Here is a 23,198-nt window from a genome sequence, read left to right as displayed (position 1 = left end):
GTGGCGACCGCAGACGCAGGCCCGACTGGTCACCCCAATCAAGTTCGCGCGTTCCGGACGGCCCTCGCCGCGCTCCTGGCTGTGTCGGCGTTCGTGTCGCTCGCCGTGCCGGTCTGGGCCGAAACGCCGCCGCCGAAGGACGCGGAGGCGATCCAGCGCGCGGACGAGGAGCGTGCCCGCCGGGCCGAGAACCTGAAGCGGGTGCAGGAGGCGCTCGCCGCCAGCGCCGGCCAGCGGACGCAGTTCGAATCCGAGATCGCCGCGATCGGTTCCGATCGTGCCAAGCTGGACGCCGCCCTCCTCGATGCCGGACGACAGGCGCAAGCCACCGAGGAGCGGCTGAGCCGCCTCGAGGAGCGCCTGAAGGCGATGAGCGAGAGCGAGGCCGCGATCCGGCATTCGCTCCAGGCCCGGCGCGGCATCGTGGCCGAGATCCTGGCCGCACTGCAGCGGATGGGACGCAGGCCTCCGCCCGCGGTGCTGGTCAGCCCGGAGGACATGCTGGCGGCGATCCGGACGTCGATGCTGCTCGGCGCGGTGGTCCCGGAACTGCGCGGGGAGGTCGATACCCTGGCGGCCGATCTCGCGGAGATGATCCGCCTGCGCGGCCTGATCGCGCAGGACAAGGAAGGCCTCAGCAACGACCTTGCGGGCTGGGCGCGTGAGCAGCAGCGGCTTCAGGCGCTGGTCGCAGCCCGGCGCGCCCGCCAAGCCGAGATCGAGAGCGGCCTCACCGCGGAGCGGCGGCGCGCCGCAGAGCTCGGCGTCCAGGCCAAGAACCTGAAGGATCTGCTGGACAGGACCGAGGCGGAAGTCGTAGCGGCGAAACGGTCGGCCGAGGAGGCGAAGGCCGCGGCCGAGCGCGAGATCCGGGTGACGCAGGAGCGATTTGCCGCGGCGGGCTTCCGGGATCCCGCCCGCCTGGCACCCAAGATGCATTTCGCCGACGCGCGGGGCGAAGTGCCGCGGCCGGTGAGCGGGCGCATGGCGCGGGGCTTTAACCAGCCCGACGGCAATGGGGGCAGCACCCGCGGCGTGTCCTTCGCGACGCGCCCGAAGGCGGTGGTGTCCTCGCCGGCGGATGGATGGGTGCAGTTCGCGGGCCCTTTTCGGTCCTATGGCCAACTCTTGATCATCAACGCGGGCGACGGCTACTATCTTTTGCTCGCGGGGATGGATCAGATCAGCGTCGAGGTCGGCCAGTTCGTGCTCGCGGGCGAACCGGTCGGCAACATGGGCGAGAAGGGTGCGGGCCCAGGCGGGTCCGACGGCGATCCCACCCTGTACGTCGAGTTCAAGAAGGACGGCGGCTCCATCGATCCGGAGCCGTGGTGGGCGAAGAGCCCCAACAATACGGTACTTGGCGAGAAGGTTCGCGGCTGATGCGCAAGACATCCCTGATCATGCTGGGCGCCTTCCTGGGTGCCGGCACCTCCATGGTGGCCACCCAGACCGACTTCCTGTCGGGGCCGCGGGCCGTGGCCGCCTCGGCCGAGACCTATCGTCAACTCAGCCTGTTCGGCGACGTGTTCGAGAAGGTCCGCACCGACTACGTCGAGAAGCCCGATGAGTCGAAGATGATCGAGGCCGCGGTCAACGGCATGCTGACCTCCCTCGATCCGCATTCGAGCTACATGGACGCCAAGGCGTTCCGCGACATGCAGACCACCACCCGCGGCGAGTTCGGCGGGCTCGGCATCGAGGTCACGATGGAGGACGGCCTGATCAAGGTCGTCACCCCGATCGACGACACTCCCGCCGCCAAGGCCGGCCTGCTCGCCAACGACGTCATCACGCAGATCGACGACGATCAGGTCCAGGGCCTCACCCTGAACCAAGCCGTCGACAAGATGCGCGGCCCGGTGAATTCCAGCGTCAAGCTCAAGATCTCCCGCAAGGAGTCGAAGGAGCCGATCGACGTCACGCTCACCCGCGACGTGATCAAGATCAAGCCGGTGCGCTCGAAGGTCGAGGGCGGCGACGTCGCCTACATCCGTCTCACCCAGTTCAACGAGCAGACCTTCGACGGCATGCGCGCCGCCATCGACAAGCTCACGAGCGATATCGGTGCCGACAAGATCAAGGGCTACGTCATCGACCTGCGTAACAACCCGGGCGGCCTGCTCGACCAGGCCGTGATGGTCTCGGACGCGTTCCTGGACCGCGGCGAGATCGTCTCGACCCGCGGCCGCAACCCGGACGAGACGCAGCGCTTCTCGGCCAAGGCCGGCGACCTGACCAAGGGCAAGCCGGTGGTGGTGCTGGTCAACGGCGGCTCGGCCTCCGCGTCCGAGATCGTCGCCGGCGCCCTCCAGGATCACAAGCGCGCGACCATCATGGGCACGCGGTCCTTCGGCAAGGGCTCGGTGCAGTCGATCATCCCGCTCGGCGGCTCAGGCGCGCTGCGGCTCACGACGGCTCGCTACTACACGCCGTCGGGCCGCTCGATCCAGGCGAAGGGCATCGAGCCCGACGTCGAGGTGCTGCAGGACGTTCCCGACGAGCTGAAGGGCAAGGACGAGACTAAGGGCGAGGCCGGCCTCAAGGGGCACCTCAAGCAGAAGGATACCGACGAGCGCGGCGGTTCGTCCGCCTACGTGCCGCCGGATCCGGCCAAGGACAAGCAGCTGATCTCGGCCGTGGACTTCCTGCACGGGATCCAGAAGGGCGCGGCCAACGGCACGCCGGCGGCGCAGCAGCAGAAGCCAAGCCTGCCGAACTGATTCTGTCGCAGAGACAGCTCGATAAGCGGTCCCGTCCGGCACACCAGCCGGGCGGGATTTTTGTCTTCCGGGGCTGCCGTTAGCGGAACGTTAACCATGCCGAACCGGAATGGGGCGGGATCCGCGCCGCGCTCGCCGGCGCATGGACCGCGATCCCGCAAGAGATCCGCTTGACCGAGTCCACCGACGATATCCTCACGCGGCCCCTCGGGGTGCCGGAGGCGCCGGAGCCACCCGCCGGCCGGTTCGAGCGCCTCGTCGCGGTGCTGCGCCGGCCCATGGTTGCGGGCAGCGCGATCGCGATCGCCCTCGCCGGTTCGGCCGGCCTCGTCCTGCTGCTCGGCGATCCCCAGGGCGGCGAGCCGCGCGTCGAGGCGAAGATCACCCTCCGCGAACCCTCGATTCGGCCCGCTGCTCCGATTCCGCCCGCCGTCGATCCGCAGGCTACAGCGCCAGCGCCCGCGGCGTCCCGGCTCCAGCGGAGCGCCGAGGAGCTGGAAACCGCGTCAGGCGTCACGGTCGTGCGTCCGGCCGGCTCCGGGCCCACCGATGCGGTGCTGATCCGGATCCCGCCGCCGACCGCGCCGCGGCTCGCCCCGGCGCCGGATCCGCGGATCAGCGAGACGGGACGCCACGGCCTTTTGCCGAAGCTCGGCGAGGGCCGCGTCCGCGCGCTCGACGTCTACGCCCGGGCCGAGGAGCCCGGCACCGGCCCACGCATCGCCGTCGTGGTGACGGGCCTCGGCGTCGGTCAGGCCGCCACGGCCGGCGCGACGGCACGCCTGCCGGCGGCCGTCAGCCTCGCCTTCCTGCCCTATGGCGGAGAGGCCGAGCGCGCCGCGGCCCGGGCCCGCGATGCCGGCCATGAGGTCTTCCTCCAGCTGCCCATGGAGCCGTTCGACTACCCCGACAGTGATCCCGGCCCGCAGACTCTTCTGACCGCACTCAAGGGACCGGAAAACGCCGAGCGCCTCGCCTGGGCGCTGGCGCGGTTTCCCGGCTACGTCGGAGTGGCGAACTTCATGGGCTCCAAGATGATGGCGGACGCCGCCTTCGAGCCCGTTCTCCGCGAGATCGGCGCCCGCGGTCTCGGCTTCCTCGATGACGGGACCGGGCCGAAGCCGGTCAACGCGCCCGCCAACAAGAGCCGGACGCCGATCGCCCGTGCCGAGATCGTCCTCGATGCCACGCCGCGCGCTGAAGCCATCGATGCGGCCCTGGCCCAGGCCGAGGCCCGAGCGCGCGCCGACGGATTCGTCCTCGTCTCGACGAGCGGATCCGTCCTCAGCGTCGACCGGATCGTCCGCTGGGCCAAGGATCTTGATGCGCGTGGTCTTCGCCTCGTGCCGGCCAGCGTGGCGCTGCGCGGCGCCCGTGACAAGCGCGTCTCTACAGCTGATTGAGTGATCAGTCAGTCTTATAGCGGGCAAGTCGATCCGGGGGCGATGCCGGGATCGCGTTCGGCGATCGCCGTTGCCGCGCCGGATGTGGCTGACCTATGGTCCTGGCGATGACGACGGATTCGGACCCGGGCGACGCCCTGCCCTACCGGCCCTGCGTGGGCATCGCGCTGATCGCGCCTTCGGGCGGCGTCTTCGTCGGTCGCCGGAGCAAGGATGCCGGACCCGAGCACGTGGCTGGCCCGCATATGTGGCAAATGCCGCAAGGGGGCATCGATCCGGGTGAGGATCCGGAAGTCGCGGCCCGCCGCGAGCTGTTCGAGGAGACCAATGTTCCGCCGGAAGCGGTCAAGCTGCTCGCGGAGATCCCGGATTGGCTCGCCTACGACCTGCCGCCCGCCGTCATGAAGCAGGCCTGGAAGGGCCGCTATCGCGGGCAGTCCCAGAAGTGGTTCGCCTATGGGTTCCTGGGCAGCGAGGATCTGATTGACGTGCAGCGTCCGGGCGGCGGCGCCCACAAGCCGGAATTCGACGCGTGGCGCTGGGCGCGGATGTCCGAGCTCCCCGACCTGATCGTGCCGTTCAAGCGACCCGTCTACGAGAGCGTGGCAACGGCATTCTCCGGCCTCGAAACATGGGCGAGCCGGCCATGACGCCGCCTCCGGGGATCTGAGGCGGTGCGCTGGCTGGCGATCCCGCTCGGCATTGCCCTCGCGTGGCTCGCCTTCACGATGAGTCCGCTCTGGTCGCTCTACGATCTCGCCCAGGCGGTCCGGCGGCACGACACCGTCTATGTCGAGAACCACGTGAACTTCCGGACGCTCCGGCTGTCCCTGGTGCGCCAGATCACGGCCGCCATGCGGAGTGCGTCGGAGACCGATCCGGATCTGGAACCCCGTGACCGCCAGCGCCTCAACGATGCCGCCTACGGGCTTGCGCTGGCCCTGTCCGAGACGATGGTCACGCCTGAGACCGTCATCGATCTGCTGGCGAACGGCTGGCCGGACAAGCTCGACGTGGAGCGTCCGGCCGGCACGCGACCGGAGGGCCTCGCGATCCGCAGTGTCGGGCGGCTGATGCCGTATTATGCGGCGCTGGAGATGCGGGGCTTTCGCGCCGTCGTCATCCCGATTCCCCCGATGGACCCCGCACGGAGCGGACCCGGATTCGCCTGCGCCTGCGCGGTCTCAGCTGGCGATTGGTCGATATCGAGATGGCCGACATGCTGCGCGAACAGATTGCCGCGAAGCTCGGACGGGCGCTGGCGCGGGCCAAGATCGGAGCCAGCGCGGGAGAGGAGCGTCAGTGATCTGCGGGCGGTGGCGTCATTTCGCCTTGGCGCCGGACGCGTCCTTGGGCTCCCGCGCCTCGACCAGGCCCTCGGCCTTGTCCTCGTCAGTGTCGCCGCCCTGCTCGATGGTCTTGCCCGGATTGGCCAGCAGCGACTTTGCGATCCCGAGCAGGACCTCGCACTCTCCGGGGAATTTATACGTCTCGAGAACGATGGCGGCGTCGCGCAACGTGCGCAGGTCCCGCACCGTCTGAGCGTTGGCGTCCGCGCGCAGCTCGCTCTTGGCGGCGATCGCTTCCTCGATCTGCGCACCTTTCACATCGCAGGCAGCCCGCGCCGGCAGAGCGACGGCCGCAAGGGCGAGAGCAAGGCCGGTCGCGGTTAGGGAGCGCCACATGGCGGTGATCCTCGAAGATCCAGTTCAGGCGTGGTGAAGGTGCGCGACGCGCAGGATGTCGTGAGTGAGTCCCACGAGCTGGCTGGGGCGGTAGGGCTTCGGCAGAAACACCGAATCCGTGACGGCCTCGCCGGCGGGCAGGCAGGCTCGGCCGCCCGAGGTGTAGACCACCGGAAGATCCGGGCAGAGGCTGCGCGCCCGGCGCGCCAGCGACAGGCCGTTCGTATTGCGGGCGAGGTCGATATCGGTGAAGAGCAGGTCGATGCTCTCCCGGGCGAGGATCGCCTCGGCTTCCCAAGCATCCGCGGCGGTGATCACCCGATACCCCTCGCCGATGAGCACTTCGGCGGCCAGCTCGCACACGGTCGGCTCGTCCTCGACAACCAGGATCGTGGCGGCGGCCGAGTCCAGCACAGGCATGGACGGGCAGACGAAAGCGGCGGCGAACGGAACCATGACGCAACTCCCACTCACCCGGCGGGGGCACGGTGTCCCCGGACCGGATCGCAGGGGCAACGGCCCCCTCCGACGGGGTGTTCACCCTGTTTCGATCAAATTGCTTGGGTTTGGTGAGCGGTGCGTTAACCCCGCCCCGGCACTCCTCAACGAAGCAGCTGTAATGGTTAACGACTGGTTACCGAGACGCGACCACGGAGCCGAAGCGTGAGCCGGTCCTGGCAGCTGGGCATCGGCCTCCTGCTGACCGGGCTCGCCGGATACGTCGACGCCCTCGGTTTCGTGCGCCTCGGCGGCCTCTACACCTCGTTCATGAGCGGGAACACTACGCAGCTCGCCGTCTTCGGCGCGGAGGCCGAGCTTCACCGGATGGTGCTGCCCGCGACACTGCTCCTCGCCTTCCTCACCGGGTCCGTCCTGGGCAGCGGATTGGCGATCCTGGTGCCCCCGCGATGGACGACGCCGATCGTGCTCGCCTACGAGTCGCTGCTGATCCTCGGCGGCCTCGGGCTGGGGCTCGAGTCGCCTGAGCTCGGCCTCGCGGCGTTTTTCGTCGCCGTGGCGATGGGTTCGCAGAACGCGGTCCTCGCGCAGGTGAAGGGCTTCCGCGCCGGCACGACCTTCGTCACGGGGGCGCTGTTCAGCCTGGGCCAGAAGATCGCCCAGGCGTTGACCCGCACTGGTGATCCCCTGGGCTGGGTCGGCGACGGGCTGGTCTGGCTGTCTCTGCTGTTCGGCGCGTATCTCGGGGCGCACGCCTACGGGATCTTCAGCCTGTACGCCCTGATCGCTCCGGCCGCGATCTCGGGCGGTCTCGCGCTGATCACCGCCATTCTCGTCTTGCGCGCCGGTCCGCCGGCCACGAAAGTTCCTTCGCTATGAGCAGCTCCGTCAGCAATCCCTCCCTCACCGAGCACGTCGCCGCCCTCGAAGCCGGCGCTCACGTCGTCGCGGCGCACTTCCTGAAGGACGTTCCGGCCCTGGCGCTCAGCGACGGCACGGTCGCCCTGTCCCGCGGCGGCGACGCCACGCGTGTTGCCGCTCATCCCGAGAGCGGGATCCTCGTTGCGGCCAGTGGCGGCGACCGCTTGGTGACCGGTGGCGATGACGGTCGCGTGGTCGCGATCCGGGCCGACGGAGCGATGGACCAGCTCGGCCTCGCCAAGGGCGGCGCCTGGATCGACGCGCTCGCGGTCCATCCGGACGGCGCGGTGGCTTGGTCGGCCGGCCGCGCCGTCGTGGCGCGCGACGCCAAGGGCCGGGAGCGCAGCTTCGAGGCGCCCTCGACGGCCCGCGGCCTCGTCTTCGCGCCCAAGGGCTACCGGCTGGGGGTCGCCCACTACAACGGCGTCAGCCTCTGGTACCCGAACCTCGAGACCCCCGCCGAGGTGATCAGCTGGAAGGGCTCGCATATCGACGTGACGTGGTCGCCGGACGGCCGCTTCGTGGTCTCGACCATGCAGGAGAACGCCCTTCACGGCTGGCGTCTTCAGCCGGATCGCGGCCACATGCGGATGTCGGGCTATCCCGGCAAGGTCCGCTCGATGTCGTGGTCGTCGGACGGACACTGGCTCGCGACCAGCGGTGCCGAGGCGGCGATCGTCTGGCCGTTCGACTCGAAGGAGGGCCCGACCGGAAAGGCCCCGCGAGAATGCGGCGTCCGGCCGGCGCGGGTCTCCCGGGTCGCCTTCCACCCGAAGGCACCGGTCCTGGCGATGGGCTACGAGGACGGCTGCATCCTGCTGGTGCGCTTCACCGATGCCGCCGAACTTCTCGTGCGTCCGGCGGTGCCCGGCAGCGGCGTGACCGCGCTCGCCTGGGACGGCCGCGGCAGCCGGCTGCTCTTCGGCTGCGGCGACGGCAAGGCGGGGCTGCTGACCCTGCCGGGCTGAGCCGCTGCTGGAACCGGGACGGCCGGCATGCTCTTTGTCGGTGACCGAGTCACCCCGCCGGAGTTTCGCCGTGTTCCGCGTCATCCGCACCTTCGGCCTCGCCCTGGGCCTGCTCGGCGGTGTGGTCGCGGCGCAGGCGCCCGAATTCGCGCAGCAATACGCGCAACGTCTCGGCGGTGCCGCCGATGAGCTGCGCCGGCAGGTAGCCGTGCTGGAATCCGACGCGCAGGCGTCCGGCACGACCCGCGACGGCGCCGTCGACCGGCTTCGGTCCAATCCGGACCAGCTCGTCGCGCGGCGCGGCGAGGCGGCGCGCGACGACATCGCACGGCTCGCCCGGCTCAGCGCCCAGCAACAAGCCCTGGCGACGGCGAGCAGCCCGCTCGGCCGCGTCGTGGCGATGCTGCGCGATCCCGACCTTCCGGTCGTTCGAGCCGCCTACCACGATTTCAGCCCGGCCGTTCCCACCACCGCCGACGGCCTGGCGGCCGGTCTGATCGGGTTCTTCGCGGCCTGGAGCGGCTGGCGCGTCGTGTCGGATGTCGGCCGGCGGGTCGTGCGCCGTCGCCCGCGCACGGCTGCGACGGTCGCCTGAGGGCAGCGCGCAACTGGAAGTGCGCCGCGCAGTGTGGCGCAACGTCTACAGCGGCTTGCGCGAGCCTTGCGTATCGAGCAGGGATCCGGCCGTCCCGGTCCGGGAAAAGGCACACGATGCCGCGCGCGTCGAAATCCACGACCATCGACCCGGCGCTCGACGCCGCCGCGCTGCTGCGGCGCATCGGCTTCTTCGGCCTGTTCGTCGTGCTTCCCGTCCTCGCGCAGGTGGCGCGGCGCGCCTCCGTGATCCTGGCGCCGATCGCCGTGATCCTGCTGATCATCGCCAGCGTCATTGACAGGCGGCAGCGGCCGGTGCGGCCGGCCACCTCCCGCCTGCTGACCGCCCCGGCCTTCCTGGCCGGGATGCTGGTGGTGCTGTGGTCGGCCCTGTCGCTGACTTGGACGCCGTTCCCCGGGGCCGCCCTCGAGCGGCTGGCGAACCTCGCCGCCACGATCGGGCTGGCGCTGCTGGGCTACCTGGCGCTGCCCGACCGGATGCGCTCGGCGAACCTCTACCTGCTTCCGCTCGGCGTCGTGGCCGGCGCCATCGTGGCGATCGTGCTCGGCGTCTTCGGGGCCCATATGGCGCCGTCCGGCACCGAGGATGACGGCGCCCTGGATCGCGGCCTCGTCCTGCTGATCCTCCTCGTCTGGCCGGCTCTGGCCTGGCTCCGGTCCCGGCGCCGCGACCGCGAGGCCCTCGGGCTCGCCCTCCTCGTCGCCCTCGCCCTCACGGTCCAGCCGGACGCGACCCAGATCGCCGCGCTCGCGGTCGGCGCCCTCGCCTTCGCGGTGACGAGCTACCGGCCGAAGCTCGGCGCGATCCTGACGGCGACCCTGTCGGCCCTGCTGTTGGCCGTGGCGCCGCTGCTGCCCTTCCTGGCGCGCCCGGTCGGCGCGACCATCCTGGGACCCCTCGCCCCGGCGGTGCTGTCCCTGAAGAGCTGGCAGAAGGTGGTGACCACCGACCCGGTGCGTCTGATCACCGGCCACGGCTTCGAGACGGCCCTGCGCGGTCGTCTGGTCGGGCTCCTGCCGCTGAATGCGCCGACCACGGCGCTGTTCGAGTTCTGGTACGAGCTCGGCATCGTCGGGGCGCTGGCGGCCGCCTTCGCGCTCTACGCCTCGATCCGGCGGGCGGGACGGGACGGTCCAGCCCTGGTCCCGGGCGCGATGGGCTGCTTCGCGGCCGCCTTCACGGTCGCCTGCCTCGGCGTCGGCCTGACGGCGATCTGGTGGCTGACGACGCTCGCCATCGCGATTGTCGTGTTCGTGTCGGTGGAGCGGGGCCAGTTCCGCACCAGCCGGCCGAAGGTCGCCAAGCTGCACCGCCTGAACACCAGCGAGAGCTGAGGGATCAGCTCCGCAGGAAGCCGTGCAGCCGGATCCAGGCCAGGAACAGGCCGGGCCGCAGCCACGGGCGTGCCGGGCGCGCCCAGACCAAACCCGTGTCCACCGCGCTCGAACAGGTGGAGCTCGGCCGGGACCCGCGCCTTCCGCAGGGCTGAGAACATCAGCAACGGGTGGTCGGCCACCGCGACAGGATCGCCGATGGCCTGCACCAAAAAGGTCGGCGGCGTCTCCGGCCCGACCTGCAGGTCGACCGAGTAGGTCTTCATCTCCAGGGGCGTGACCTCGTCGCCCACCAGGATCCGGCGGGTGTGGGTCCGGTCGAACGGCTTGCGCATGGTGATGACCGGGTAGATCAGCCCGGCCAGGGCCGGCCGCACCGGCTGGGAATCCATCGCATCGACGCCCGGGTAGAGGTCGAGGGCGCTGCCCACCGCCGTCTCGCCCATCAGATGTCCGCCCGCCGAGAAGCCGAGGACGCCAACCCGTGCGGGGTCCACGCCGAGCTCCGTACCGCGCGCCCGAACCAGCCGGAGGGCGCGCTGCGCGTCCTGCCGCGGGGCGTCCGGCCCCGCCGCCCAGCCCTCGGCGGGCAGGCGGTAGACCAGCAGGAAGACCGTGATCCCCGCGGCGTTGAGCACCCGACCGACCGGAACGCCCTCGTTGCCGAGCGCGATGAACTCGTAGCCGCCCCCCGCCGCGACGATCACCGCCGCGCCGTTGGCGTTCGCCGGCCGCATGACCAGAAGGCAGGGTCGGGCCACGCGGGTGATGTCGCCGAAGGTGCCCTCCACGTAGCGATACCCGTCGGCGTCGGGTCCGCTGCCGCCGCCCGGCGGTGCTCCGGGCCAGAGGTCGATCACCTGCAGATCCGCTCCCGGCAGCGAGCGCGGCAGCGCGCGGATCGCCTCGTGCGGGGCCGCCTGGGGAGCGGCATGCGACGTTCCCTCGCTCTCAGCCCGCGCGGAGCGCAGACCGAAGGCGCTCCCCAGTCCGGCGAGCAGCAGTCGACGGTCTAGGCGCAAGGGCATCTCCGGGATGAGGCCGCATTCGAGGCCGCCCGTCGACGGACCCGGCTCCCGCGGGAGCCCGGGTCCAACGTCGCGGTCCCGTCGCGGTTTCGCGCCTCAACCCCGTCGGGCGATCACAGCCACGTAGAATCCGTCTGTGCCGGTGCGCAACGGGCTCATCTGCACGCCGTGCGCGGTGATGCGCACCGCGTCCCGCAGCGAGGCCGGTCCCGCCGCCAGCACATCTTCCGCTGGAACGACGTCGAAGCGACCGCGCCACTGGGAGATCAGGCCGGCCACTGCCGCGTCGTTCTCGGAAGGGAGCAGCGAGCAGGTGATGTAGACGATCCGCCCTCCGGGCTTCACCAGCCGCGCCGCCCGGTCGAGGACCTGGGCCTGCTCGGCCGTCCGAAGCGCGAGGCTGCCGGGCCGCAGGCGCCACTTGGCGTCCGGGTTGCGGCGCCACGTGCCGGAGCCGGTGCAGGGTGCGTCGACGACGACCCGGTCGACGCGGCCGTCCAGATCCTCCAGGACGTCGGCGCGCGCCTTGCCGGTCCGCGGCGTGCGCACCTCGGCCACGGCGCCCGAGCGGCGGAGGCGCTCATGGATCGGCGCGAGGCGGCGCGGGTCGCCGTCGGTGGCGATGAGGCGCGCGCCGTTCCGGGTTTCGGCGGCAAGGGCCAGGGTCTTGCCGCCGCCGCCAGCGCAGAGGTCGACGATGGTCTCGCCGGGCCGCGGGGCCGCCAGGAGTGCGGCGAGCTGCGAGCCCTCATCCTGGATCTCGTACCAGCCGTCCAGGAACTCCGCCTCGACATGGAGGGCAGGCCCGCGTCCATCCGCGCCGATCGGGATCCGCAGGCCCTGCGGTGCGTGGGGAGCCGGCGCCGCCTCGAACGCCGCGAGTGCCGGCATCACGTCCTCGCGGCTGCCGCGCAGGGCGTTGACGCGGATATCCAGAGGTGCGCGCCGGGCCAGCGCCTTCAGCTCGGGAACGAGATCGTCACCGAGCGCGGCCGCCAGTTCCGGAAGCGCGAAGGCCGGCGCATCGCCCGCCACCTCGGGCGGCGCGTCCTCCAGCGTGCCGGTCTCCAGGCGGACGCGCTCCACGTCGCTCAAGGGCTCCGGCGCGAAACGATCGCCCGAGAACAGGGACGCCACCGAGGCCGCGGCGAGCCCCTGCTGGAGCCGCAGCGCACCGATCAGGATGGCGCGCGGCGTGTCCGAGCCCATGATCCATGCGGCCGACGACCGGCGGCGGAGGGCGTCGTAGACCAAGCTCGCGATGCCGGCGCGGTCGCCCGATCCGGCGAAACGGTGCGCGAGGCCCCAATCCTTCAGCGCATCGGCGGCGGGCCGGCGGCGCTCGGCGATATCGGTGAGGACTTCGATGGCGGCGGAGCAGCGAGCGGCGGGGGTCAGGGTTCGGATCCTTTGGAATGCGTCAACGACAACGTAAAACGGCCACGCTTGGCCCACGAAGCCGCCACGATACGGCCGAGCTTCCAGCACGTTCGCGGCCCAGACCGTCCGGCGGTTGGTCCATCGCGGCCCGCCGCGTGTCCTATGGCATCCGTCTGCGGCCGACCAGCGCGGACCGCCGCCGGTCGCCTCTCAGGAGTATCTCAGCCCATGACGAGCGTTGTTCGGGTCGCCTGCGCGGCCCTGGTCGCCGCTTCCCTCGCTGCCTGCGCGAGCGCACCCGCCGCCCAGCCGGACCTCACGCCGCCCCCGCGCCGGCCGGCCGATGCCAAGACCCAGCTGGAATACGGCAACCCGCCTCCGCCGCCGCCCGGCCGGTACTGAGCGATCGGCGCGGGGCGCGGCTCAGGCCGCTTCCCGCGCCCGGCGGGCCTCGTAGGCCTTGAGGCCGGTATAGACCGCGGCCAGGACCGGGAACGACGCCTCCGGCGCCAGCCGCTGGCCACGGGCGATCAGATCGCCGATCACATGGTCCGCCTCGATCCGACCCTTGTTCTCGATGTCGCGCAGCATCGAGGCCGTGAACGTCGACCCGGCCGTGGTCAGCTGCGCCCGGGCCCTTTCCGCCACGACGGCCCGCGGCTCGAATCCGCTCGCGGCGGCCACGGCCGTGCATTCCGCGTGGAGCGCCGCGATGAACGCGGTCCCCTCGGGCGCCGCCACGATGTCGCCGACGGCGGCGCGCATCAGGGTCGTGGCGCCCGCGAGCGTCGCGAGGAAGACCCACTTCTCCCACATCTCGAGCAGGATCACGTCGCTGAGCCGGGACTGGAACTTCAGCCCGCGCATCAGGGCGTCGACCGCCTCGATCCGACTTGAGCGCGATCCGTCCCGCTCGCCGTAGGTGATGCTGCACAGCTCGCTCATGTGCCGGATCGCTCCGTCCGGCGCGACCGTCGCGGCGATCGCGCAGGATCCGCCGAGCACGCGTGCGGCGCCGAAGCGGGAATCGAGCGCGTCGAGATGCGACATGCCGTTCAGCACCGGCAGGATCGCGGTCTCCGCACCCACGGCGGGGGCGAGATCTGCGAGAGCGCTGTCGAGGTCGTAGGCCTTGCAGGACAAGAGGATCAGGTCGAAGCGCCCTGCCTCAGCCAGCCGGTCGGCCGTGACCGTCGGCGGGTTCGGCAGATGCAGGTCGCCGAGCGGGCTGCGGACGACGAGCCCGTCCGCCGCGAGCTTCGCCGCCCGTGCCGGCCGGACCAGGAAGGTCACGTCGGCGCCCGACTCGGCGAGCCGGGCGCCGTAATAGCCGCCGGTCGCGCCGGCTCCGACGATCAGCGTGCGCATCGGTGCCTCAGGTCCGCGACGGGTAGTTCGGGCTCTCGCGGGTGATCGTCACGTCGTGGACGTGGCTCTCGCGCAGGCCGGCATTGGTGATGCGGATGAACCGCGCCCGCTCCTGGAACTCCGGGATCGTGGCGCCGCCCACGTAGCCCATCGCGGCGCGCAGGCCACCGGCGAGCTGGTGGAGGACGTTGCCGACCGGGCCCTTGTAGGGCACCTGCCCCTCGATGCCCTCAGGCACGAGCTTGTGTGTGTCGTTCACCTCGGCCTGGAAGTAACGGTCGGCCGAGCCGCGGGCCATCGCGCCCACCGAGCCCATGCCGCGGTACGACTTGTAGGAGCGGCCCTGGTAGAGGAACACCTCGCCGGGCGCCTCGTCGGTGCCGGCGAGCAGCGAGCCGAGCATCGCCACGGAAGCGCCCGCCGCGATCGCCTTGGCGAGGTCGCCCGAGTACTTGATGCCGCCGTCGGCGATCACCGGGATGTCGGCGTCGGATGCGGCCTCGACCGCTTCCATCAGGGCCGTGAGCTGCGGAACGCCGACGCCGGCGACGATGCGGGTCGTGCAGATCGAGCCCGGGCCGATGCCGACCTTGATCGCGTCGGCGCCGGCATCGATCAGTGCCTGGGCGCCCTCGCGGGTGGCGACGTTGCCGGCGACCACCTGCACGGCGTTGGAGAGCTGCTTCACCCGCGCGACGGCGTCGAGCACCTTGATCGAGTGGCCGTGGGCGGTGTCGACCACGATCACGTCGCAGCCGGCGTCGATCAGGCGCTCGGCCCGCTCGAAGCCGCTGTCGCCCGTCGTGGTGGCGGCGGCGACCCGCAGGCGGCCCTGCTCGTCCTTGACGGCGTTCGGGTAGGTGACCCGCTTCTCGATGTCCTTGACGGTGATCAGGCCGATGCAGCGGTAATGGTCGTCCACGACCAGCAGCTTCTCGATCCGGAACTGGTGGAGCAGGCGCTTGGCCTCGTCCTGCGTGACGCCCTCGCGGACCGTGATCAGGCGGTCCCGGGTCATCAGCTCGGCGACCGGCTGGTTGGAATTGGTCGCGAAGCGGACGTCGCGGTTGGTCAGGATGCCGACGAGCTTGCCCCGCGAGCCGTTGGGTCCCCGCTCGACCACCGGAATCCCCGAGATCCGGTTGAGCTTCATCACCTCGAAGGCGTCGGCCAGCGTCTCGTCGGGATGGATGGTGATGGGGTTCATCACCATGCCGGACTCGTACTTCTTGACGAGCCGGACCTGCTCGGCCTGCTCCGGCGGCTCAAGGTTGCGGTGGATCACGCCCATTCCGCCGGCGGCCGCCATGGCGATGGCCATCGGCGCCTCGGTGACCGTGTCCATCGCGGAGGCGAGGATCGGCAGGTTCAGCGGGATCGTGCGGGTGAGCCGGGAGGCCACGCTCACCTCGGTGGGCATCACCGAAGAGGCGGCGGGCCGCAGGAGCACGTCGTCGAAGGTCAGGCCCTCGATGATCGATGCGGTTTCTACTCGGGCCATGTGCCAACTTTCCTCGGACGGCGGCGCGTTGGGGGTCGCGCTACGGGATCGGGTTGGCAAGTGCCAGTATCACGGGCCCCGCGAAGGCGCCAATGCACGCTTGCCGCGTCGTCCTACGAAAACACGCATGGCTCGCGGCTTTTCCACGCTTGGCTGTGCAGGAAATTCACGCCGCGGCGTTGACGTAGATTCGGGTCAAGTCGGGCACGGATCCTGCGGAGTCGATCCGGACCGCCCGGCGTTGTCTCAGCCGCCCGGCCGGAGGATCTCCCGCATGCCTATCGATGCCGTCACGCTGGCGCAGCAGCTCATCCGCTTCCCGTCGCTCAATCCGCCCGGACTCGAGAAGGAGTGTGCCGCGTTTCTCGCGGAGCTGCTGTCGGAGCACGGTTTCGCGGTCGAGAGCTACGCCTTCGCGGAGGATCGCCCGACCCTCATCGCGCGCATCCCCGGAACAGGCAGCGGCAAGCCGCTCTGCTTCACCGGCCATATCGACGTCGTGCCGGTGGGCACGAACCCGTGGAGGTTTCCCCCTTCGCGGGGATCGTGCACGAGGGCCGGCTGTACGGGCGCGGCGCGAGCGACATGAAGGCGGGGGTTGCCGCCTTCATCGCGGCCGCGTGCAATGTGCGCGCGGACGAGCCTCGCTTCCACCGCGGCCTCACCCTGGTGATCACGGCCGGCGAGGAGACCGGCTGCGAGGGCGCCTTCCATGTCGGCCGGGAACAGGTCCTCGGGCCGGCAGAGCTCCTGATCGTGGCGGAGCCGACCTCCAACGCCCCGATCTTCGCCCACAAGGGTTCGCTCCGCGTGATCGTGACGGCCCGCGGCCGCACCGCGCATTCGTCCATGCCCGAGGAGGGGCAGAACGCCGTCGCCAGGGCTGCGGCCTGGATCCACGCCCTCGGCACGCACGATTTCGGTGTCCGCCATCCGCTGCTCGGGACGACCACGGCCTGCGTCACCACGTTCCGCGGCGGCGAGAACATCAACTCCGTGCCCGACTGGGCCGAGTTCTCCGTCGACATCCGCACCCTTCCCGAGCAGGACCACGGCCGGCTCCTCAATGCGCTGAGAACGCTGTTCGGCCCGGATGCTGAGATCCGGGTGGTCACGAGCTTCCCGGGCTTCTCGACGGCGGTCGAAGATCCCGCTGCCGCACCGCTGCTCGCGCTGCTGCATGAGCGGACCGGGTTGGCCGCCGAGCCGGCGGGCGCGCCCTATTTCACGGACGCGTCAGCCCTGGTGCCCGCCTTCGACAACGTCGCGACCGTGGTGATCGGCCCCGGAGAGGCGGCGCAGTGCCACAAGACCGACGAGCATTGCCGCGTCGACCGGATCGAGGAGGCGCAGGCCCTCTACACGGATCTAATCCGGCGGCTGTGCATCGACGAAGCGGGCGGCTAGCCGCTCGCGCGGCCGGCTCAGCGCATCGCCGGCGTTCTGGCGCCCTTGTCGGTGTATTCGGGCGGCAGGCCGATATAGTCGCCCAGCATCCCGTCGATGCCGGGCGCCCGGCCGTACGCCTCGCAATCCGGATCCAGCGGCGCCTCGCCCAACGTGGTGATGCGGATGCGGTCCCAGGTCGGCAGCGTGTTGGGCGCCGTGAACGGATCCTCGCCGGTCGCCAGCATGAAGCCGAAATCCTGCCCGAACTCGCCGGCGAGATCGTAGGCGTCGCTCGCCCGCGAGAAGCGCGGCTGGCTGGTGAAGGAGTTCGCTGCCCCGCCCCAGACCATGGCGGCGCGCTGCTCGCGCCTCCGGTCGAGCGCCTCGGCCTCCACCGTCAGGCTGCCGAGGCCGATCGGCACCCGCGGGATCGGCACGCGCCCGACGCCCTCAGCGAAGCTCAGGCCGAGCTGCGACGCGACCGTGACGCCGGCCGAGCCGGCGATCGTGGCCCCGGCCCCGAGCAGATCCGTCGGGTCCACCCGGGTGACCTGCGCCCGCACGGTCAGGTCCGCATCGCGGCTCGTGACGACGTCGTACTTCAGCGACAGGTCGTAGCAGAGCGCCCGGTCGGCGGCGTTGGCGATGAGACGCCGTTCGGCCTGGGTCAGCGGCGCGGCTCCGGCGACATCGGCGTGGAAGGCCGTCGGGATGATGCGGACGGTGCGGGCTTTCGCCAGCGCCGGACGGTCGACGTAGATCCGCGAGGCCGACGCCACCTGGTCGCTGGACTTCAGACGGTCATAGCGGGTGAGTGAGCCGCGATCGTTGAGCAGGACGGTGCCGCAGGCGGCCACCATCGAGAGAAGCGCGACGCCGGCGGCGATCCGCGTCAGGGAGCGGACCTTGTCGGGGCTGGACTGCATCATTTCCTCGTGGCCCGACATCGTGCCGGCTGCAGCCACTTCACGGCCGCGTGATTAAACGTAGCCATTCGGCCTCCCGCAAAAAAGGTGGCCGACCTCAGGCGCCCGACGTCTGTTGCAGGAGAGATACAATCGCGAAACACGAGGGTGCGAGTTGGCCGTGCTGCCGTGCAACCGTCGCGGCACGACATGCGTCTGCTGTCTGATGCCCCCTACAGCCCAAAGACCGCTCTGGATCGTCCCGCTGACGGTCGCCACCGCGCTGTTCATGGAGAACACCGACTCGACGGTGATCGCCACGGCGCTGCCCAGCATCGCGGCGAGCCTGCACGAAGACCCGATCGCGCTGAAGCTCGCCCTGACCTCCTACCTGGTCAGCCTCGCGATCTTCATCCCGGTGAGCGGCTGGATGGCCGACCGCTACGGGTCGCGGACCGTCTTCCGCGCCGCCCTGGTGGTGTTCATGGCGGGCTCGCTGGCCTGCGCGGCCGCGAACGGTTTGGCCTGGTTCGTCGCGGCGCGGTTCCTCCAGGGCATGGGCGGCGCCATGATGGTGCCGGTCGGGCGCCTGGTGGTGCTGCGCAGCGTGCCGAAATCGCAGCTCGTCACCGCTCTGGCCTACCTGACCTTTCCGGCGCTGGTCGGCCCGGTTCTCGGGCCGCCGGTCGGCGGCCTGATCACCACCTGGTTCGATTGGCGGTGGATCTTCTTCATCAACTTGCCGATCGGCTCCGCGGGGATCGTGCTGGCGAGCCTGTATTTCGAGGATATCCGCGAGCCGGAGCGGCCGCCTCTCGACTTGCTCGGCTTCGTGCTGCTCGGCACCGGGCTCGCCGCGCTGATGCTCGGCCTCGCATCGCTGGGCCGCCACCTCCTGCCGTCCGCAATCTCCTGGGGCTGCCTCGCCGCGGGGGCGGTCCTGCTGCCGGTCTACTTCGCGCATGCCCGGCGGGTCGCCCACCCGATCGTGCGGCTCGACCTGATCCAGCGCCCGACCTTCCGAGTCGCCGTCATCGGCGGCAGCCTGTTCCGGATCGGCACCGGGGCGATCCCGTTCCTGCTGCCGCTGATGCTGCAGGTCGGCTTCGGCCTCGACGCCCTGCATTCCGGCCTGATCACCTTCGCGGCGGCCGCAGGCGCCATGTTCGTGAAGACGCTGGCGCCCAAGATCCTGCGCCGCACCGGGTTCCGGACGCTGATGGTCTGGAACGCGCTGCTCGCCTCGGTCTTCCTGGCGGTCAACGGGCTCTACACCGCCGAGACGCCCCACTGGATCATGCTGGTCCTGCTGTTCATCGGCGGCTGCTCGCGCTCGGTCCAGTTCACCTGCGTCAACGCCATCGCGTATGCCGATCTCGAATCGCGTGAGATGAGTGCGGCGACCAGTTTCGCGAGCGTCTGCCAGCAGCTCTCGCTGAGCCTCGGCGTCACCCTCGGGGCGCTGGCCCTGGAGGGGACAGCCGCCTGGCATGGGCGGACGCAGATCGAGGCCGGCGATTTCGGGCCGGCCTTCTTCGCCGTGGCGATGATCTCGGCGGCCTCCGTCCTAGGCTTCCGGCAGCTGTCGCCGGATGCCGGAGCCGAGGTCTCCGGCCGGAAGAGGGTCGCGGCGGCGACGCCGCCGTCGGCCGAGATGACGCCGCGGCACGGCTGATCAGGCCGCGGCCCGGGCGGGCTGGCGGCCGGCCGTGCGCTTGCCCCCGCCGCGCGCCGCAGCATTCTTCGCCGCGGTCTTGGCGGCCGGCTTGGCGCTCGGCGCAGGCGCCATCGCGCCCGCGCGCCAGCCCTGCCAGCTCCAGGCGCCCGGTCCGGTGAGGGCATACATCAGGAAGCCGCCCGCAAGGCCGAGATCGGCCAGCATCAGCGTGCGCTCGGCGACAGCCGTCGGGCCGATGTAGTGCCAGAAATCGTGGATCACGAAAGCCGTCGCGGTCGCGAACACGGCGAGGGCGAGCCCGGTCAGGCGCGGCAGCACGCCGAGGATCAGCGCCAAGGGTCCGAAGACCTGGACCACCACGGCCGCGGTGGCGACGCCGTTCGGAAACGGCATGCCGTTGCCGGCCAGCGTCAGCGCGAAGCCCGAGACGTTCAGCGCCCGGGCGATCCCGGTGGGCAGCAGCGCGGCCGCGAGCAGCAGACGCGCAGCGAGGAGGGTTCCGTCCTGGGCGCGGGCGATCATGGGCGGGTCCGGTCAGCGGGGATGAGGACCGGAGCTTGACGGTTTCCCGCTGAAGACCGCGTTAAGCCCGACGCTTCAGCCACCGACCCCAGCGCGGAACAGCCGGCCCCGTTCCGTCCAGGCCACCACGAGCAGCGCCAGGATGCCCAGGCTCGCGTAACCGATCCCGACTGGCAGCACAGTGCCGTCGAAGGCCTGGCCGATTACGAAGCCGCACAGGGCGCCCAGGATCGTCGTGTAGAAGCCGAGGAATGACGAGGCGGTGCCGGCGATGGCGCCGAGCGGCTCCAACGCCAGCGCGTTGAAGTTCGGCATCGCGAAGCTCATCAGGAACTGGTTCAGTGCCAGCAGTGTGAGGAACAGCGCCAACGGCGGACGGCCCTGGTAGGCGAAGCCGACGCCGACCTGCACCAGAGCGACCAGCGTGAAGGCGATGATGCCGCCGTGGGACATCGCCCGCATCCCGACCCGCCGGACGACGCGCGCATTGATCAGCGTCGCCGCGCCCATGGCGCCCGCCACCAGCCCGAAGGCCAGGGGAAAGAGCGGGCCGAGATGGTACAGGCCGGTGTCGAACACCTGCTGGGCCGAGCCCACGTAGCCCATGATGCAGCCGGTCATCAGGCCGAGCGCGGTGGTGTAGCCGATGGCGACGCGGGTCCTGAGCGTCAGGCGGATCGCCTCCCAGGTCGCGGCCGGCGAGAGCGGCCGGCGGTACTCCGGATGCAAGGTCTCCGGCATGCGCAGGGAGAACCACAGGGTCAGCCAGAAGGCCAGGACCAGCATCGAGACGAAGACGTAGACCCAGGAGCCCAGCGCCAGCATCAGGCCGCCGATCGCCGGCGCGATCATCGGCACGATCAGGAACACCATCATGGTGAGCGACATGACGCTCGCCATCTCGCGGCCGGAGAAGCGGTCGCGCACGATCGCCACCGACAGCACGCGCCCGCCGGCCGCGCCGATCCCCTGGATAATCCGCGCGGCGAGCAGCCAGCCGAAGCTCGGCGCCACCATGGCGAGGCCGCAGCCGACCACGTAGATCGCGAGGCTCGCGAGCAGGACCGGCCGGCGGCCCAGGGCGTCGGAGACCGGCCCGTAGACGATCTGCGCGACGCCGAAGCCGATCATGTAGACGTAGACGAGGAGCTGCAGCCGGTTCGGATCCGGCACGCCGAACCGCGCCTCGATGGCCGGGAAGGCCGGCAGCAGATTGTCGATCGAGATCGCGGTGACCGCCATCATCAGCGCGATGATGGCGACGAACTCGGCAAATCCCGGACCCGACCAGGGGCGCGGGGCGCGGACGTCCTGGACCGGCGGTACGGGCCGGATCGCGATGGTCAAGGCGGGCTCTCGGGATGCGCGGGGACGGGCCGATCAGGGCTCGTCCTTCGCGGCACACTTGTGACAACCGCGCCCGCCCGACGCAGTTCAGGCCGGCAGCGGACGCAGGGCGGGCTCGGCGGGCTTGCGCCCGACGAAGGCCGCCATGAGCGCCGCGACCAGGCAGAGCAGGCCCGCCGACACGAAGGCGCCGAGATACGTGCCGGTGTCGGTCCGCACCATCCCGGCAAGCCACGCCGCCGAGGCCGCGCCGATCTGATGGGCGGCCGCGATCCAGCCGAACATCAGCGCGGCGTTCTCCTCGCCGAAGGACTTGCCCGCGAGCTGGACGGTGGGCGGCACCGTGGCGATCCAGTCGAGCCCGTAGAAGACCGCGAACAGCGACAGGCCGTAGAAGCTGTAGTCGAAGGAATAGGGCAGGAAGATCAGCGAGAGGCCGCGCAGCCCGTAATACCACGCCAGGAGCTTGCGCGAATCGAACCGGTCTGTGAGCCAGCCCGACGCCGTGGTGCCGATCAGGTCGCAGATCCCCATCAGCGCGAGGAGACCCGCGGCGGTCACCTCCGCGATACCGTGATCGATGCAGGCGGGGATGAGGTGCGTGCCGATCAGACCGTTTGTCGAGGCGCCACAGATGAAGAACGTGCCGGCAAGCAGCCAGAAATCCCGTGATTGCAGCCCGATCCGCAGGCCGCGCAGGGCGCGACGCGCGGGGTTCTCCGTCAGGACGGGCGTCGGCGTGATCGCCGCCTCGCCGTAGCGGGGCAGGCCGAGATCGGCCGGACGGTCGCGCAGCAGGAAGGCGACGAGCGGGATCAGCGCCAGCGTCGCGGCCGCCACAACCAGGGAGACCGAACGCCAGCCCTGCTCGACCGCCAGCGAGGCCAGAACCGGCAGGAAGACGAGCTGGCCGGTGGCGCTGCTCGCCGTCAGCATGCCGAGCACCAGCCCGCGCCGCTTGGCAAACCAGCGCCCCGCCACGGTGGCGCCGAGGACGTTCGCGACCATGCCCGAGCCCGAGCCGACCACGATGCCCCAGAGCAGAACCATCTGCCAGGGCGCGGTCATCAGGCTGGTGGCAGCCGTGCCGACCGCCAGGATGAAGAGGGCGCCGCAAACCGAGCGGCGCAGGCCGAACCGCTCGATGATCGCCACCGCGAAGGGACCGATCATCCCGTACAGGAAGATGTTCAGCGCGATCCCGACCCCGATCGTCGCCGCCGTCCAGCCGAATTCGCGCTCCCACGGCACGATCAGCACGCTCGGCGTCGCCCGGACGCCGGCCCCGACGAGCAGGACCAGGAACGTCACCGCGGCGATGATCCAGGCGTAGTGGAGGCGCTGCTTAGGGCGCGTCTCTGAGAGAGCGGACATGTCGGGCTCCGGTTGAAACGGCTGCTGCAGGTCGATCAGGCGGCGGAGATCAGGGCGTCCGTCAGGGCCACGACCGCCCCGGGTGCGATCCGTGCGTTGATGCGCGCCTGCGCATCCCGCCAGTAAGGCATCGCCGCCGCGATGGCTTCGCGCCCCGTATCCGTGAGCGTGACGACGCGTTCGCGGGCATCCGCCGCACCCGCCGCGATCTGCACCAGACCGCGACGCTCCAGCGGATCGAGGTTGCGTCCCATCGTGGTGCGCTCGAGAGCGGCCTCGGCGGCGAGCCGCGTCACGGGGCTCGGTCCCAGGCGCTCCAGCAAGCGCAGGATCGCGAATTGGGTCACCCGAAGCCCGGACGGGCGCAGCGCCGCATCGTAGGCCGTCGTCACGGCGCGGGTCGCCCGCCGCAGCGCGGAACAGGTGCAGGGCTCGACCGGCAGATCGTCTGTCATGATGCGTGTATATGCACGTTTCATTTGTAAAACAATCGGGGCCTGACGGTTCTCACCGATCGACACAAGCAGGGCGCCAAACTGGTGGGGAGTGTCATCGACACCTTCGATCACGCTGCTATCGCTAAGGCGAGTGACCCGG

The 23,198-nt window shown here is 70.7% G+C and carries 22 protein-coding genes and 2 pseudogenes; 13 read left to right on the top strand and 11 right to left on the bottom strand.

The window, feature by feature from the left end; all coding sequences use genetic code 11:
• From M6G65_RS00525 to M6G65_RS33860, 5 genes and pseudogenes are all read left to right on the top strand, one after another.
• The gene (locus tag M6G65_RS00525) at nt 1-1,383 is read left to right on the top strand and encodes a murein hydrolase activator EnvC family protein (protein ID WP_373323821.1); all 1,383 of its coding nucleotides are present in this window, start codon (nt 1-3) and stop codon (nt 1,381-1,383) included.
• On the top strand, nt 1,383-2,723 hold the full coding sequence (locus tag M6G65_RS00520; RefSeq protein WP_238197529.1) for a S41 family peptidase: 1,341 nt from the start codon (nt 1,383-1,385) through the stop codon (nt 2,721-2,723). The genes M6G65_RS00525 and M6G65_RS00520 overlap by 1 nt, the downstream gene beginning before the upstream one ends.
• 170 nt (nt 2,724-2,893) lie before the next feature.
• Nucleotides 2,894-4,126 (top strand): divergent polysaccharide deacetylase family protein, encoded by a 1,233-nt coding sequence (locus M6G65_RS00515; protein WP_238197530.1) that lies wholly within the window; start codon nt 2,894-2,896, stop codon nt 4,124-4,126.
• Nucleotides 4,127-4,221: 95 nt separating this feature from the next.
• Complete coding sequence (locus M6G65_RS00510; RefSeq protein ID WP_238197531.1) at nt 4,222-4,776, top strand: RNA pyrophosphohydrolase; 555 nt, start codon at nt 4,222-4,224, stop codon at nt 4,774-4,776.
• Nucleotides 4,777-4,800: 24 nt separating this feature from the next.
• Nucleotides 4,801-5,432 (top strand): annotated as a pseudogene (locus M6G65_RS33860) (DUF2939 domain-containing protein).
• A gap of 16 nt (nt 5,433-5,448) precedes the next feature.
• On the opposite strand, the gene M6G65_RS00500 reads toward M6G65_RS33860, so the two are convergent.
• On the bottom strand, nt 5,449-5,811 hold the full coding sequence (locus tag M6G65_RS00500; protein WP_238197533.1) for a photosystem reaction center subunit H: 363 nt from the start codon (nt 5,809-5,811) through the stop codon (nt 5,449-5,451).
• 24 nt (nt 5,812-5,835) lie between these two features.
• A complete protein-coding gene (locus tag M6G65_RS00495; protein ID WP_250103431.1) occupies nt 5,836-6,267 on the bottom strand; it encodes a response regulator in 432 nt (143 codons plus the stop codon).
• 207 nt (nt 6,268-6,474) lie between these two features.
• On the opposite strand from M6G65_RS00495, the gene M6G65_RS00490 reads away from it, so the two are divergent.
• The 4 genes from M6G65_RS00490 (at nt 6,475) to M6G65_RS00475 (ending at nt 10,109) form a co-directional block, all read left to right on the top strand.
• Nucleotides 6,475-7,149 (top strand): YoaK family protein, encoded by a 675-nt coding sequence (locus tag M6G65_RS00490; RefSeq protein WP_238197535.1) that lies wholly within the window; start codon nt 6,475-6,477, stop codon nt 7,147-7,149.
• On the top strand, nt 7,146-8,159 hold the full coding sequence (locus tag M6G65_RS00485) for a WD40 repeat domain-containing protein (protein ID WP_238197536.1): 1,014 nt from the start codon (nt 7,146-7,148) through the stop codon (nt 8,157-8,159). Before M6G65_RS00490 ends, M6G65_RS00485 begins: the two co-directional genes overlap by 4 nt.
• Nucleotides 8,160-8,229: 70 nt before the next feature.
• The gene (locus M6G65_RS00480) at nt 8,230-8,754 is read left to right on the top strand and encodes a DUF2937 family protein (RefSeq protein ID WP_238197537.1); all 525 of its coding nucleotides are present in this window, start codon (nt 8,230-8,232) and stop codon (nt 8,752-8,754) included.
• Nucleotides 8,755-8,870: 116 nt separating this feature from the next.
• Nucleotides 8,871-10,109, top strand: coding sequence for a peptide ABC transporter permease (locus M6G65_RS00475; RefSeq protein WP_238197538.1), 1,239 nt, complete (start codon nt 8,871-8,873; stop codon nt 10,107-10,109).
• A 4-nt stretch (nt 10,110-10,113) separates the two neighbouring features.
• Here the strand turns inward: M6G65_RS00475 and M6G65_RS00470 are convergent.
• A pseudogene (locus tag M6G65_RS00470) lies at nt 10,114-11,131 on the bottom strand (alpha/beta hydrolase).
• 102 nt (nt 11,132-11,233) lie between these two features.
• Nucleotides 11,234-12,592: an RsmB/NOP family class I SAM-dependent RNA methyltransferase gene (locus M6G65_RS00465; protein WP_238197591.1), complete on the bottom strand. Its 1,359-nt coding sequence runs from the start codon at nt 12,590-12,592 to the stop codon at nt 11,234-11,236.
• Between the two features lie 153 nt (nt 12,593-12,745).
• Between M6G65_RS00465 and M6G65_RS00460 the strand changes: the two genes are divergently transcribed.
• Nucleotides 12,746-12,919 carry a hypothetical protein gene (locus M6G65_RS00460; protein ID WP_238197540.1) on the top strand — a complete coding sequence of 58 codons (174 nt, stop codon included), beginning with the start codon at nt 12,746-12,748 and terminating at the stop codon, nt 12,917-12,919.
• 21 nt (nt 12,920-12,940) lie between these two features.
• Here the strand turns inward: M6G65_RS00460 and panE are convergent, their stop codons facing one another.
• Complete coding sequence (gene panE, locus M6G65_RS00455) at nt 12,941-13,885, bottom strand: 2-dehydropantoate 2-reductase (RefSeq protein WP_238197541.1); 945 nt, start codon at nt 13,883-13,885, stop codon at nt 12,941-12,943.
• Nucleotides 13,886-13,892: 7 nt separating this feature from the next.
• Complete coding sequence (gene guaB / locus M6G65_RS00450) at nt 13,893-15,386, bottom strand: IMP dehydrogenase (protein WP_238197542.1); 1,494 nt, start codon at nt 15,384-15,386, stop codon at nt 13,893-13,895.
• Nucleotides 15,387-15,660: 274 nt separating this feature from the next.
• On the opposite strand from guaB, the gene M6G65_RS00445 reads away from it, so the two are divergent.
• Both M6G65_RS00445 and M6G65_RS00440 read left to right on the top strand, forming a co-directional pair.
• Complete coding sequence (locus M6G65_RS00445) at nt 15,661-15,975, top strand: zinc-binding metallopeptidase family protein (RefSeq protein ID WP_250103430.1); 315 nt, start codon at nt 15,661-15,663, stop codon at nt 15,973-15,975.
• Nucleotides 15,906-16,793 carry a M20 family metallopeptidase gene (locus tag M6G65_RS00440; protein WP_250103429.1) on the top strand — a complete coding sequence of 296 codons (888 nt, stop codon included), beginning with the start codon at nt 15,906-15,908 and terminating at the stop codon, nt 16,791-16,793. The genes M6G65_RS00445 and M6G65_RS00440 overlap by 70 nt, the downstream gene beginning before the upstream one ends.
• Nucleotides 16,794-16,810: 17 nt before the next feature.
• Here M6G65_RS00440 and M6G65_RS00435 read toward each other — a convergent pair whose 3' ends face one another.
• Nucleotides 16,811-17,701: a DUF3313 domain-containing protein gene (locus M6G65_RS00435; protein ID WP_238197592.1), complete on the bottom strand. Its 891-nt coding sequence runs from the start codon at nt 17,699-17,701 to the stop codon at nt 16,811-16,813.
• Between the two features lie 205 nt (nt 17,702-17,906).
• Here M6G65_RS00435 and M6G65_RS00430 point away from each other — a divergent pair, with 205 nt between their 5' ends.
• Nucleotides 17,907-19,355: an MFS transporter gene (locus tag M6G65_RS00430; protein ID WP_250103428.1), complete on the top strand. Its 1,449-nt coding sequence runs from the start codon at nt 17,907-17,909 to the stop codon at nt 19,353-19,355.
• Here M6G65_RS00430 and M6G65_RS00425 read toward each other — a convergent pair whose 3' ends face one another.
• The 4 genes from M6G65_RS00425 to M6G65_RS00410 all read right to left on the bottom strand — a co-directional run bounded on the left by M6G65_RS00425 (nt 19,356) and on the right by M6G65_RS00410 (nt 23,170).
• On the bottom strand, nt 19,356-19,880 hold the full coding sequence (locus M6G65_RS00425) for a DoxX family protein (RefSeq protein WP_238197545.1): 525 nt from the start codon (nt 19,878-19,880) through the stop codon (nt 19,356-19,358). It abuts the gene before it with no gap.
• Between the two features lie 75 nt (nt 19,881-19,955).
• A complete protein-coding gene (locus M6G65_RS00420; RefSeq protein ID WP_192706903.1) occupies nt 19,956-21,227 on the bottom strand; it encodes a multidrug effflux MFS transporter in 1,272 nt (423 codons plus the stop codon).
• Between the two features lie 87 nt (nt 21,228-21,314).
• A complete protein-coding gene (locus M6G65_RS00415) occupies nt 21,315-22,601 on the bottom strand; it encodes an MFS transporter (protein WP_238197546.1) in 1,287 nt (428 codons plus the stop codon).
• Nucleotides 22,602-22,636: 35 nt separating this feature from the next.
• Nucleotides 22,637-23,170 (bottom strand): MarR family winged helix-turn-helix transcriptional regulator, encoded by a 534-nt coding sequence (locus M6G65_RS00410; RefSeq protein WP_238197547.1) that lies wholly within the window; start codon nt 23,168-23,170, stop codon nt 22,637-22,639.
• Nucleotides 23,171-23,198: the final 28 nt, after the last annotated feature.

It is taken from the genome of Methylobacterium tardum, assembly GCF_023546765.1.
GTDB lineage: Bacteria > Pseudomonadota > Alphaproteobacteria > Rhizobiales > Beijerinckiaceae > Methylobacterium > Methylobacterium tardum.
The sequence above is the reverse complement of the archived record's forward strand: the minus strand, read 5'-3'. Positions and strand labels throughout refer to the sequence as shown.